The sequence below is a fragment of the Pseudomonas sp. NBRC 111143 genome (assembly GCF_001320965.1).
GTDB lineage: Bacteria > Pseudomonadota > Gammaproteobacteria > Pseudomonadales > Pseudomonadaceae > Aquipseudomonas > Aquipseudomonas machongensis.
In genome coordinates this window covers 147,041-159,666 of record NZ_BCBT01000005.1, presented here as the reverse complement: position 1 = coordinate 159,666, position 12,626 = coordinate 147,041, and the positions used below count along the sequence as shown (strand labels likewise).

Below are 12,626 nucleotides of genomic sequence, written 5' to 3'. Positions count from 1 at the left end.
AACAAGACAGGCGTTTCTTCACATTCTGCCGGCACACTCAGCAAGAGGTCAGAGTCAATGAACCAGTCTTTCGGTGCCATCAAGCGGTGGCGCATGCAGATCTTCGCCATCACCTGGCTGGCCTACGCCGCCTTCTATTTCACCCGCAAGGCCTTCTCGGTCGCCAAGCTTGGCATTGCTGAAGATCCAGGCTTCATGCTCGACAAGGCCGCCATGGCCAACCTCGACGCGATCTACCTGGCGGCCTACGCCGTGGGCCAGTTCACCTGGGGCATGCTCGCCGACCGCTTCGGCCCACGCGTGGTGGTACTCGGCGGCCTGCTGATCTCGGCCGCAGCAGCGGTGGTGATGGGCAGTTACGCGACCTTCCCGATCTTTGCCACCTGCATGCTGATCCAGGGCCTGGCGCAGTCGACCGGCTGGGCAGGGCTGTGCAAGAACATCGGCAGTTTCTTCCCGTCGTCCCAGCGTGGCCGGGTACTTGGGCTATGGAGTTCGTGCTACGCCTTTGGCGGCCTGGTGGCCTCGCCGTTTGCCGGGTGGTGGGCATACACCCTGGTTGGCAGCTGGCACGCAGCGTTTTTCTCCAGCGCCGTGGTGGTGGCAGCGGTGGCGCTGCTGTTCTTCTTCTTGCAGCGCAACAAGCCCGAAGACGTCGGCCTGCCGGCGGTGGAGCCGGAGCCGCAGAGTATGGCGCCAGGCGCGAACCTGTGCAGTGTCTGGGCGCCGCTGCGCGAAATCCTGCGCAACCGCACGGTACTCACGTTGGGTCTTGCCTACTTCATGCTCAAGCCGGCGCGCTACGCCATTCTGCTGTGGGGGCCGGTGATCGTTTTCGAGCAGATGCCCTCGGTAGGCAAGGTTGGCGCGGCGATCATTCCCACAGCCTTCGAGCTGGCCGGGTTGCTCGGCCCGATCCTGATCGGCCTGGCCTCGGACAAGCTGTTCGGTGCCCGGCGCATGCCGGCCTGCGTGATCAGCCTGGTGCTGCTGACCTTCACCCTGGCGGGTTTCATGGCCGCGATGCACAGCGGCAGTGTGGTTCTGGTCGTTGCGCTGTTGTTCGTCATGGGCCTGACCCTGTACGGACCTGACTCGATGATCAGCGGCGCGGCCGCGATCGACTTCGGCACCGCCAAGGCCGGCGCCACGGCAGCCGGGTTCGTCAATGGCTGCGGCTCGGTGGGCGCGGTGCTCGGCGGCTTGCTGCCGGGCTATTTCGACAGCGTCACGGTGTTCATCGTGTTCGCCGGCACTGCGCTGTTCTCCGCCCTGGTGCTGCTGCCGCACTGGAACAGCCGCCCGGCCACTGCGGAGGCGGTACATGACGTGGCCCCCAATACCGGCATGGCGATCAAGCCGGTACGTACCTGAAGGAAAGTGAAACGATGAGACCGTTCTGGCTGCAACAGGCCCTGGATCCGCAAAACGAGGCGGTGTGCCCGCCGCTGCAAGGCGATGTGCGCTGTGATGTGTGCATCGTCGGTGGCGGCTATACCGGCTTGTGGACCGCGCTGATGCTCAAGGAGGCGCTGCCGGGGCTGGATGTGCTGCTGATCGAGGCGGATATCTGCGGCGCCGGTGCCAGCGGGCGCAATGGTGGTTGTGCGCTGTCGTGGTCGGCCAAGTACTTCACCCTGGAGCGCTTGTTCGGTGTGGCCGAGGCGGTGCGCCTGGTCCGTGAGTCGGAGCGCAGTATTGCCGCCATCGGCACGTTCTGCGCCGAACATCACATCGACTGCGACTACCGCATGGACGGCACCTTGTATACCGCCACCAATGCCGCCCAGGTCGGCAGTACCGATGCGGTGATCGCGGCGCTGCAGCGCCAGGGCATCAACTCGTTCCAGCGTCTGGCGCTGGATGAGGTGCAGCGTCGGGCAGGCTCTGACCGCCACCGGGAAGGCTGGTTCTCGCCAGCGGCCGCCACGGTACAGCCGGGCAAGCTGGTGCGTGGCCTGCGCCGGGTGGCCTTGCAGCGTGGCGTGCGCATCCACGAGGGCACGGCGATGACCGGCCTTGAGCACGGCGCCCCGGTGCAGGTGCGCACCGCCCACGGCACCGTGCGTGCCGACCGGGTCGTGCTGGGCCTCAATGCCTGGATGGCGCGACAGTTTGCGCAGTTCGAGCGCAGCGTGGCGATCGTCTCCAGCGACATGGTGATCACCGAGCCGTGCCCCGAACTGTTGCGCCAGACGGGCCTGGAGACCGGCATCAGCGTGCTCGATTCGCGCATCTTCGTGCATTACTACCACAACACCCCCGATGGGCGGCTGATGCTGGGCAAGGGCGGCAATACCTTCGCCTATGGCGGGCGCATGCTGCCGGTCTTCGATCAGCCATCACCCTACCGATCGCTGCTGAAGCGGACCTTGGGCGAGTTCTTCCCGGCGCTGGCCGAGGTGCCGCTGGCCGCGAGCTGGAACGGGCCATCGGATCGCTCGGTGACCGGCTTGCCGTTCTTCGGCCGGCTGGACGGGCAGGGCAACGTGTTCTATGGCTTCGGCTATTCCGGCAGCGGGGTAGGGCCTTGCCACATGGGCGGGCAGATCCTTTCGTCGCTGGCCCTGGGGATGGACAACGCCTGGACGCGCTCGCCCCTGGTCAAGGGGCCGCTGGGGCAGTTCCCGCCGGAGCCGATCCGCTACCTGGGGTCGCTGATGGTGCGCGATGCCGTGCGGCGCAAGGAGCGCGCCGAAGACCGAGGGTTGCGCCCGCGGCGGCTGGATGTGCGGTTGGCGAAGTTCGCGGCGGCGGCGGGGAAGGCGGACAAGGGCTGAGTCGGTGTGGGCTTTTTCGCGGGCAAGTCGGGTCGCCGCACCGCCGCTCCCACAGGTACCCACCGCTTGCAGGGGCGGGGGTTCGCTGCTGCGAGCTGCCCGCGAATGTCCGCCATGCGATTTCTTGTCGATCCCACCCGCGAGGGCGTATAAACTCTCCCCACTTTTGGCCGGTCGCTTCCTGAACCGGCCGCTGAGACAAAGAGAGTCGAGATGGGCGCACAGTGGAAAGCCAAGCATAGAGAAACGGCCGCCAACGCCAAGGGCAAGATCATGGGCAAGTTGGCCAAGGAGATCCAGATCGCGGCCAAGTCGGGCGCCGACCCGGATATGAACCCGCGTCTGCGCTTGGCGATCGTCCAGGCCAAGAAAGCCTCGATGACCCGCGAAACCCTCGAGCGTGCGATCAAGAAAGGCGCTGGCCTGGATGGCGAGGCGGTGCAGTACCATGCCGTCAGCTACGAGGGCTTTGCCCCGCACCAGGTGCCGCTGATCGTCGAATGCCTGACCGACAACGTGAACCGTACCGTCGCCCAGATCCGGGTGTTGTTCCGCAAGGGCCAGCTCGGCGCAAGCGGCTCGGTGGCCTGGGACTTCAACCATGTCGGCCTGATCGAGGCCACCCCGGAGGGTGATGCCGACCCGGAAATGGCCGCCATCGAAGCTGGCGCCCAGGACTTCGAGGACGGCGAGGAAGAGGGTTCGACCCTGTTCATCACCGACACCACCGACCTGGACGCGGTGCAGAAGGCCCTGCCCGAGCATGGTTTCACCGTCACCTCGGCGAAGATCGGCTACACCCCGAAAAACCCGGTGAGCGCCGCCAGCCTGAGTGCTGAAGCCCTGGCCGAGGTCGAGGCCTTCCTCGAGGCGATCGACGAGAACGAAGACGTGCAGAACGTTTATGTCGGTCTGACGGACTGACTTCCTGCCGGGCCGCCTCGCGGCCCGATGGGCCCCGCCATGGGGCCCTCCACCTCACCCGCGCAGGTCACCCCATGACCCCCACCTTCGCCTCACTGAGCCTGGCCCACCTGCGCACCCTCGATTGCCTCCTGCAATTGAAGAACCTCAGCCACGCCGCCGAGCGCCTGGGTTGCAGCCAGTCGGCCCTCAGTCGGCAGCTCGCTCACCTGCGCGATGCCTTCGGCGACCCGCTGCTGGTCCGCCAGGGGCGCGGCTATGTGCTCAGCGAACATGCCGAAACCTTGGTCGAACCCTTGCGCCAGGTGCTCGATGAGCTCAGCGCCCTGCGCCAGCCTGCCGCCTTCGACCCGGCGCGTTGCGAGCGGCGTTTCTGCATCGCTGCCTCCGACTATGTGGCCGAGCACATCCTTCCGGACCTGGTGACGGCACTGGAGCATGAGGCGCCCGGGGTGTCCCTCGAGTACCGCACCTGGCAGGCCGGCCAATACGCCTCGCTGGCCAGTGGTGAGGTCGATCTGGCCACCACACTGTTCGATGAGTCCCCGCCCAACCTGCATGGCCGGCTGCTCGGTGAAGACCGTGCGGTGTGCCTGATGGCGGGCGGGCATCCGCTGGCCGCCTGCACCACGATCAGCCAGGACGACTACCTTGCCTATCGCCATGTGCGGGTTTCCGGCGGCGGCGACAAGGACAGCTTCATCGACCGACACCTGCGTGCCCAGGGCCTGCAGCGCCGCATGCAGCTGCAGGTGCCGTTCTTCAGTGCCATGGTGCAGGTGATCGGCAATGGCCAGGCGTTGGCCACGGTGCCGGAGCATATCGCCCGCCAGCTTTGCCGTTTGCATGGCCTGGCCTGGCGGCCGCTGGGCTTCATCGAACACAGTCAGCGCTACTGGGTGGTCTGGCACCAGCGCTTGCAGGCCTCGGCCGAGCACCGCTGGTTGCGTAACCGGGTATTCGAGCTGTGGCGCCAGTCGTCGTTCGGCGTACAGGGCGGGGATGCGCGGTTGCGATAGCAGCTATGCGCGAAACGGGGTTATTGCCCGACGGCGGGTTGCCTAGACTGGGCTGATTGCGGGGTGTCGGTGCTGACACCTCATCCCTTCGCCCAGGAGCCAGCCCAGTGACCCCCGAACAATTCCGCCAATACGGCCACCAGCTCATCGACCTGATCGCCGACTATCGCCAGACCGTCGGCGAGCGCCCGGTGATGGCCCAGGTCGAGCCCGGCTACCTCAAGGCCGCTCTGCCCGAGGCTGCGCCGCAGCAGGGCGAGCCGTTCGCCGCCATCCTCGATGATGTCTCCAGCCTGGTGATGCCCGGCCTGTCGCACTGGCAGCATCCGGACTTCTACGGCTACTTCCCCTCCAACGGCACGCTGTCGTCGGTTCTCGGCGACTTCCTCAGCACAGGGCTTGGCGTGCTCGGCCTGTCCTGGCAGTCCAGCCCGGCCCTGAGCGAGCTGGAGGAAACCACACTCGACTGGCTGCGCCAGCTGCTGGGGCTGTCGGCGCAGTGGAGCGGGGTGATCCAGGACACGGCCTCCACCAGCACCCTGGTCGCGCTGATCAGCGCACGTGAGCGCACCACCGACTACATCCTCGCCCGCGGCGGCCTGCAGGCCCAGGACAAGCCGCTGATCGTCTACGTCAGTGCCCATGCCCACAGCTCGGTGGACAAGGCCGCGCTGCTGGCCGGGTTCGGCCGCGACAACATTCGTCAGATCCCGACCGATGAGCGCTTCGCCATGATCCCCGAAGCGCTGCAGGCCGCCATCGAGCAGGACCTGGCCGCCGGCAATCAGCCCTGCGCCGTGGTTGCCACCACCGGTACTACCGCCACCACGGCCCTGGACCCGTTGCGCCCGGTCGGTGAGATTGCCCAGGCGGCGGGGTTGTGGCTGCATGTCGATTCGGCGATGGCAGGCTCGGCGATGATCCTCCCCGAATGTCGCTGGATGTGGGACGGCATCGAGCTGGCCGACTCGGTGGTAGTCAATGCGCACAAGTGGCTGGGCGTGGCCTTCGACTGTTCGATCTATTACGTGCGCGACCCGCAGCACCTGATCCGGGTGATGAGTACCAACCCCAGCTACCTGCAGTCGTCGGTGGATGGCGAAGTGAAGAACCTGCGCGACTGGGGCATACCGCTGGGGCGGCGGTTCCGTGCGCTGAAGCTGTGGTTCATGCTGCGCAGCGAAGGGGTCGAGGCCTTGCAGCAGCGCCTGCGCCGAGACCTGGAAAATGCCCGATGGCTGGCCGAGCAGATCGCGGCGGCGCCGGGTTGGAAACTGCTGGCGCCGGTGCAGTTGCAGACCCTGTGCATTCGGCATGAACCTGAGGGGCTGGACGGTGAGGCGCTGGATGAGCACACCCGTGGCTGGGCAGACCGGCTCAATGCTTCCGGCGATGCCTACGTGACCCCGGCCACCCTGCAAGGCCGGTGGATGGTACGGGTGTCGGTCGGCGCGCTGCCGACGGAGTGGGCGGATGTGGAGCGGTTGTGGAGGAACCTGCAGGCGGTGGTCAAGGCTTGAGGTTGCCGGGGCCGCTGTGCGGCCCCGACTGCCTTACGGGCTCACCACCTCGAAGCTGCTTTTGCGGCTGGCTTCATAGGCGTCCTTTTCCAGCGGTTTGGCCTGCGGGTTACCCAGGTCTTCCATCGCCATCCGGTAGGTTTCAGGCGCTACATAGGCGGCCAGCGCACACACGCAGGTGATGGCGAAGGCCAGTGCCCCGACTACCAGCCAGATATGCTCCGAACCGGGTGGGGCGACGGCTGCGAACAGTGCCGGCAGCATCGCCGTGAGCATGGTGCCGATGTTCTGTGCGATGGCCATGGCCGACACCCGGTAGCGGGTCTGGAACAGCTCGGGGTAGAAGCTTGGGAACACGGCGTTGTAGCCCTGGTAGACCATGCCCCACATCAGGATCGAGCCGACGAAGGCCAGTGGCACGTTCTGGATGCTGATCGCATACAGGTAGACGAACGCCAGCAGGCCCGATCCCAGGCACCCGGCAATCATGGTCGGGCGCCGGCCGATGCGGTCCGACAGGTTGCCCACGAACGGAATCACCAGCACCGCGACGATATTGCCCACCACCGGGATCCACAGGTACACGCTCTTGTCGAAACCGATGCCGTAGGCCGGCTGCACCGCATAGGCCGCGCCGAAGATGGTGGCGACCACCGGGATCACGTTCATCAGTGCCATGAACATCACCAGCACCATGTGTTTCCAGCTGTGGCGGAACGCTTCGCCGATTGGGGACTTGGCCACCTTGTCCTGTTTTTCTTCCTGAACGAATGCCGGGGTTTCGTGCACCTCCTTGCGGATGATGAAGCCTGCGATCAGCACCACTGCACTCATCAGGAACGGAATGCGCCAGCCCCATTCGTTGAACGCTTCGCTGGGCATGAAGTAGGCCAGTGGCAGGAATACCGCAGCGGCCATCACCTGGCCGGCCTGCACGCCTTGCAGGGTGTAGCTGGCGTAGTAGCCGCGACGCCCGAAGGGCGCGTGCTCCATGATCATGGAGCTGGCGCCGGAGATCTCTCCGGCCACGGCGAAGCCTTGGACCAGGCGCAGGACCACCAGCAAGGCAGGGGCGAGGAGGCCGATGTCGTGGTAGGTGGGCAGCAGGCCTACGGCCATGGTCGAGATGCCCATCAGGAACATGCACAGCAGCAGCACGTTCTTGCGTCCTCGCGTGTCACCCCAATGGCCGAGCACGAAGGCGCCGACCGGACGAGCCAGGTAGCCGACGCCATAGGTGGCAAGGGAGGCGATGATGGCCATCTTCGGGTCACTGGACGGGAAGAAGATCTGCGGGAAGATCAACGCTGCCGCCTGGGCATAGATGAAGAAATCGTAGTACTCGAGGGCCGAGCCGATCCACCCGCTGGCGGTGGCTTTCTTGGCCTGTGAAGAGTGGGCCATGGTGTCTCCGTTGTTCTTGTTGGTTGTCGGATGGCGGTCGCCCTCGGGCAGGCATGAGCCCGGATGGCGGCGACTGAATCCATGGTGGTCCAGGGTTCTGCGGTGAATCAATTCGCCTGGCTGGCTTTTGTTCGATTACCGAACACAAACTAACCATTTCGTACAAAGTGCATTGCCGTCCCGACTTTACCTGCGAATAATCGATCCTGCCATCGTCGAGAACAAGCAGGCTCACGGGTCAGACGAACCTGCGCCTGTACAAACAACAAGGAACTCAACATGCAGCGTTCGATCGCCACCGTCTCACTCAGCGGTACCCTGCCTGAAAAGCTCGAAGCCATCGCTGCCGCAGGCTTTGATGGCGTCGAGATCTTCGAGAACGACCTGCTCCATTACGCCGGTGCCCCGCGTGAAATTCGGCAGCGGTGTGCGGACCTGGGGTTGGCCATCACGCTGTTTCAGCCGTTTCGCGACTTCGAGGGCTGCCGCCGTGATCGTCTGCACAAGAACCTCGACCGCGCGGCGCGCAAGTTCGACCTGATGCAGGAACTGGGCACCGACCTGGTGCTGGTGTGCAGCAACGTGCAGCCCGATGCGCTGGGCGATGAGCAACTGCTGGTCGATGACCTGCGCCTGTTGGCCGAGCATGCCGGGGCGCGGGGCCTGCGCATCGGTTACGAAGCCTTGGCCTGGGGGCGTCACGTCAACACCTGGCAGCAGGTGTGGCACCTGGTGCGCAAGGCCGATCATCCGGCGCTGGGGGTGATTCTCGACAGCTTCCACACGCTCTCGCTCAAGGGCGATCCCAGTGCGATCCGCGATATTCCCGGTGAGAAGATTTTCTTCGTGCAGATGGCCGATGCGCCGATCCTGGCCATGGACGTGCTGGAGTGGAGTCGGCATTTTCGCTGTTTCCCCGGCCAGGGCGAGATGGACCTCGCAGGTTTCCTTGCGCCGATCATCGCCAGTGGGTATCGCGGCCCGCTGTCGCTTGAGGTCTTCAACGATGGCTTTCGTGCCGCGCCTTCGCGTCAGAACGCCGCCGATGGTCTGCGCTCGTTGCTGTACCTGGAGGAAAAGACCCGCGTGCGGCTGGCCGAGCAGGCGGTCGCAGTGGAACCCGGCGTGCTGTTCGCACCGCCTGCGGCGAGCCGTTATGACGGGGTGGAGTTCGTCGAGTTCGCCGTAGATGACGCGGTCGGTGCACGGCTGGGTGGGTGGCTGAAGCGCCTGGGGTTCGCCGAGGCCGGTCAGCACCGCAGCAAGGCGGTCAGGCTGCTGCGCCAGGGTGATATCAATATCGTGCTCAACGCCGAACCCTATTCCTTTGCCCACAACTTCTACGAGGCTCATGGTCCATCGCTGTGCGCTGCAGCCTTGCGCGTGGATGACGCCCAGGCGGCGCTGCAACGGGCAATGGCCTATCGTGGTCAGCCATTCCGTGGCCTGGTCGGCCCCAACGAGCGGGAAATCCCGGCGGTGCGCGTGCCGGATGGCAGCCTGATCTACCTGGTGGAGCCGGCCGGGGCAGGGCAGAGCATCTATGACAGTGATTTCTGCCTCGATCCGTCGGCCACTGCCGGTGGCGGGCTGCAGCGCATCGACCACATGGCCTTGGCCTTGCCGGCCGAGGGCCTGGACAGTTGGGTGTTGTTCTACAAGAGCCTGTTCGACTTCACCGCCGACGACGAAGTGGTACTGCCCGACCCTTATGGTCTGGTCAAGAGCCGCGCCCTGCGCAGCCCGTGCGCGACGTTGCGCCTGCCGCTGAACATCTCCGAGAACCGCAACACGGCCATCGCCCACGCCCTGTCGAGCTACCGTGGTTCGGGCGTGCACCATATCGCCTTCGACTGCGCCGACATCTTCGCCGAGGTCACGCGGGCCAAGGAGGCTGGCGTGCCATTGCTGGAGATCCCGATGAACTACTACGACGATCTGGCGGCGCGCTTCGAGTTCGACGATGAGTTCCTCAGCGAGCTTGCGTACTACAACGTGCTGTACGACCGCGATGCGCAGGGCGGCGAGCTGTTCCATGTGTACACCGAACCGTTCGAGGGGCGTTTCTTCTTCGAGATCCTCCAGCGCAAGGGGGACTACGCGGGGTATGGCGCGGCGAACGTGGCGGTGCGCCTGGCGGCGATGGCCAAACTGCGCGCGAGTGCGGGCAGCTAGCACGTTTCACATTCCACCCTCGCGCTTCCCTGCACCGCCCGGCTCACGGATAATCCCCGCACATTCCAAACAACAGCCTGTGAGTCGGTATGAGTGATCCGCAAGTCAGCCTCGGTCAGTCCGAGGGCGGGGCGCGCAAGTCGCGCAAGAACAACCCGGAGAAAACCCGCGAGGACATTCTCCAGGCTGCGATCCACGAGTTCGTCCAGCAAGGCCTGGCTGGCGCGCGGGTCGATGCGATCGCCGAGCGCACCGCCACTTCCAAGCGCATGATCTACTACTACTTCGGCAGCAAGGAACAGCTGTACCTGGAATGCCTGGTCAAGCTCTACGGCGACATCCGCAAGACCGAGCACAGCCTGGACCTGGAGTCGCTGCCGGTCGAGCAGGCGATCCGCCGGCTGGTGGAGTTCACCTTCGATCACCACGACCACAATGTCGACTTCGTACGCATCGTCTGTACCGAAAACATCCATTACGGTGAGTTCGTCAAACAGGCGCCGGTGATCCGCGAAATGAGCAGCCTGGTGCTCGAATCACTGGCGCGCACCCTGCAGCGCGGGGTCGAGGAAGGCATGTTCCGTGCGGGCATCGAGGTCATCGACCTGCATATGCTGATGAGTTCGTTCTGCTTCTATCGGGTCTCGAACCGGCATACCTTCGGCGAGATCTTCCAGATCGACCTGGCGGACGACGCGATCAAGCTGCGCCACAAGCAGATGATCTGCGAAGCCGTGCTCAACTACATCCGCGCCTGATGCCCAGCATCTGCATCATTCGCCCAGCCGCTGCTCACGTGAAGGTGGGTAGCCGAAATACGCCGCGTAGCACTTGCTGAAGTGCGACACCGAAACGAACCCGCAAGCCACCGCCACTTCCATGACCGACAGGTCCGAGTACTGCAGCAGCCGCCGGCTCTTGGTGATGCGCAGCTCCATGTAGTAGCGCCGCGGCGAGGTACCGAGCTGGGCCTGGAACAAGCGGTCGATCTGCCGACGCGAGCGGCCGCTGTAGGCGGCCAGCTGATCGAGGCTGAGGGTCTCTTCCAGGTTGTTTTCCATCAGCTCGACAATGGTGCGCAGTTGCAGGCTCATGGACTTCTTCGCCCCGGGCCCGACCTGGCGATAGCGGGCGCCGGAGAACGACAGGATCTCTTCGACACCTTCGGCCAAGGCATCGCCATACAGCCGGCGTACCAGGCCCAGCATCAGTTCCATGGCGCCATTGGGGCTGGCGGCGGTCAGGCGATCGCGATCAAGGGTGAAGCTGGCCGGCGTGATGCGCGTCTGCGGGCTGCGCTCGGCGAGGCTGGCGCGCTGTTCGGGGTGGATGCTGCAACCGTAGTCGCCCAGCACCCCGGCGCGGCCGAGGAACCATGCACCGCTCCACAAGCCCCCCAGGGCCATGCCGTGGGCCGCGCAGTCGCCCAGCAGGCGGTCGAGTTCGGGGTATTTGAGCGGGGTGCGCAGGCCGGCGCAGATGACCAGGAGGTCGGGCTCCTTGAGCTTGCGCGGGTCCAGCTCGCTGGCCACCAGTTCCAGGCCCAGGTCACTCAGCACCCGGTCACCTTCGAGCGACAGCGGGGTGAAGCGGAAACTGTCGGCTCGCAGCAGGTTGGCGGTGACCAGCACGTCCATCGCCACGGTGAAACTGGCCATGGAAAAATGCTCGAGCAGAACGAAGTCGACGCGGTACGGCACCTGTTCGTCGCTGGCGCCGGATTTGAGCCGCAACATGTTACTGGTGCTAGTCTTCTTGCTGAACTGGCGAGGCGTGGGCACAGCGGACTCCGTTTCCTTCGATGGCGCAGGGAGTGTGCTGGGAGTTGCGGGGAAAGACAATCACTGGCCGGATAATGCCGCGAGCCCTGCACTGGCGGTACGCGGATTGGAATGAACCCTTGGCGCCTGGCGTGAACAAATGCATTACATGCTCACAGGAGAACGCTCATGGAAATCGGAACGGTCTGGATCCTCGTCGCAGTGTTGGTGATTCTTCTGCAGATCTGGGCGATATGGCACATCATCGGCAGCGAGCGCCGTGCCGAGCGCAAGATGTTGTGGGTCGTGTTCGTGGTTTGGGCGCCGTTCCCCGGCCTGTTGTTCTGGGCCTGGCGCGGGCCGCGGGCGGTGAAGGGCAGGGCCGTGCTGGAAGAGAAATGAGCCTTGCCTGGCGCCTGTCGCAAGGACAGGCGCCACGGACTTGGATCTCGGTGCCGATCCCTGGAAAAACCTGTCTGGGCGGGTAGAATCGGCGCTCCTGCCTTCAGCGAGCCTGCCCCTATGTCAGCTCCGTCACTCGAGCTGTTCCCGACCGGCCCTGAACACGCCGAAATCATCCGCAATCTTTATCAGTTCTATGCCTACGAGTCCTCGGACTGGGAGCAGGAAGACGTCGAGGCGGATGGACGTTTCTACCTGCACGAGGCGCACATGGCGCGCTACTGGCAATCGTCCGATTGGGGCGCCAGCCTGGTGCTGGTCGACGGCTTCATCGCCGGTTTCGTGCTGGTCGAGCGTAGCGAGCTGCCAGGGGTCGAGGCCCTCGAGCTGGCCGACCTGTTCATCCTCAAGCGCTACCGCCGTCAAGGCATTGGCCGGGCAATAGCGTGCCAGATGCTCTGCAGTGGCGCGCATGACTGGCTGTTGCGCTGCTATCGGCAGGATGAAGCGGCCATGGCCTTTTGCAGCCGCGTCGTCGCCGAGTTGCCGCGCGCCGTGCAGGCAATCGCGCCGGAAGATGACCCGCAGTTGCACACATGGCGCGTCGCGGCGGGGCGTCACTGAGGTCCAGCATGCGCGAAT

General features: G+C 65.0%; 11 protein-coding genes. 9 read left to right on the top strand and 2 right to left on the bottom strand.

The window, feature by feature from the left end; genetic code table 11:
* Positions 1 to 57: 57 nt before the first annotated feature.
* From APH44_RS04830 to APH44_RS04810, 5 genes are all read left to right on the top strand, one after another.
* Positions 58 to 1,374: an MFS transporter gene (locus tag APH44_RS04830; protein WP_054891562.1), complete on the top strand. Its 1,317-nt coding sequence runs from the start codon at positions 58 to 60 to the stop codon at positions 1,372 to 1,374.
* Between the two features lie 14 nt (positions 1,375 to 1,388).
* Positions 1,389 to 2,780, top strand: coding sequence for an FAD-dependent oxidoreductase (locus APH44_RS04825; RefSeq protein WP_054891561.1), 1,392 nt, complete (start codon positions 1,389 to 1,391; stop codon positions 2,778 to 2,780).
* Positions 2,781 to 2,993: 213 nt separating this feature from the next.
* Positions 2,994 to 3,704 carry a YebC/PmpR family DNA-binding transcriptional regulator gene (locus tag APH44_RS04820; protein ID WP_023631852.1) on the top strand — a complete coding sequence of 237 codons (711 nt, stop codon included), beginning with the start codon at positions 2,994 to 2,996 and terminating at the stop codon, positions 3,702 to 3,704.
* Between the two features lie 74 nt (positions 3,705 to 3,778).
* Entirely contained in the window at positions 3,779 to 4,723 is a 945-nt protein-coding gene (locus APH44_RS04815) for a LysR family transcriptional regulator (RefSeq protein ID WP_054891560.1), read from the top strand.
* A 107-nt stretch (positions 4,724 to 4,830) separates the two neighbouring features.
* Positions 4,831 to 6,243 carry a DOPA decarboxylase gene (locus APH44_RS04810; protein ID WP_054891559.1) on the top strand — a complete coding sequence of 471 codons (1,413 nt, stop codon included), beginning with the start codon at positions 4,831 to 4,833 and terminating at the stop codon, positions 6,241 to 6,243.
* A gap of 33 nt (positions 6,244 to 6,276) precedes the next feature.
* Here the strand turns inward: APH44_RS04810 and APH44_RS04805 are convergent, their stop codons facing one another.
* Positions 6,277 to 7,647, bottom strand: coding sequence for an MFS transporter (locus APH44_RS04805; RefSeq protein WP_054891558.1), 1,371 nt, complete (start codon positions 7,645 to 7,647; stop codon positions 6,277 to 6,279).
* Positions 7,648 to 7,926: 279 nt separating this feature from the next.
* Here APH44_RS04805 and quiC point away from each other — a divergent pair, with 279 nt between their 5' ends.
* Positions 7,927 to 9,822: a 3-dehydroshikimate dehydratase QuiC gene (quiC, locus tag APH44_RS04800; protein ID WP_054891557.1), complete on the top strand. Its 1,896-nt coding sequence runs from the start codon at positions 7,927 to 7,929 to the stop codon at positions 9,820 to 9,822.
* An 89-nt stretch (positions 9,823 to 9,911) separates the two neighbouring features.
* Positions 9,912 to 10,580: a TetR/AcrR family transcriptional regulator gene (locus tag APH44_RS04795; protein WP_054891556.1), complete on the top strand. Its 669-nt coding sequence runs from the start codon at positions 9,912 to 9,914 to the stop codon at positions 10,578 to 10,580.
* 15 nt (positions 10,581 to 10,595) lie between these two features.
* On the opposite strand, the gene APH44_RS04790 is transcribed toward APH44_RS04795, so the two are convergent.
* Positions 10,596 to 11,603: a GlxA family transcriptional regulator gene (locus APH44_RS04790; RefSeq protein WP_054891555.1), complete on the bottom strand. Its 1,008-nt coding sequence runs from the start codon at positions 11,601 to 11,603 to the stop codon at positions 10,596 to 10,598.
* A gap of 168 nt (positions 11,604 to 11,771) precedes the next feature.
* On the opposite strand from APH44_RS04790, the gene APH44_RS04785 reads away from it, so the two are divergent.
* Both APH44_RS04785 and APH44_RS04780 read left to right on the top strand, forming a co-directional pair.
* Positions 11,772 to 11,984, top strand: coding sequence for a PLDc N-terminal domain-containing protein (locus APH44_RS04785; RefSeq protein WP_054891554.1), 213 nt, complete (start codon positions 11,772 to 11,774; stop codon positions 11,982 to 11,984).
* A 120-nt stretch (positions 11,985 to 12,104) separates the two neighbouring features.
* The gene (locus tag APH44_RS04780; RefSeq protein WP_054891553.1) at positions 12,105 to 12,608 is read left to right on the top strand and encodes a GNAT family N-acetyltransferase; all 504 of its coding nucleotides are present in this window, start codon (positions 12,105 to 12,107) and stop codon (positions 12,606 to 12,608) included.
* Positions 12,609 to 12,626 lie beyond the last annotated feature (18 nt).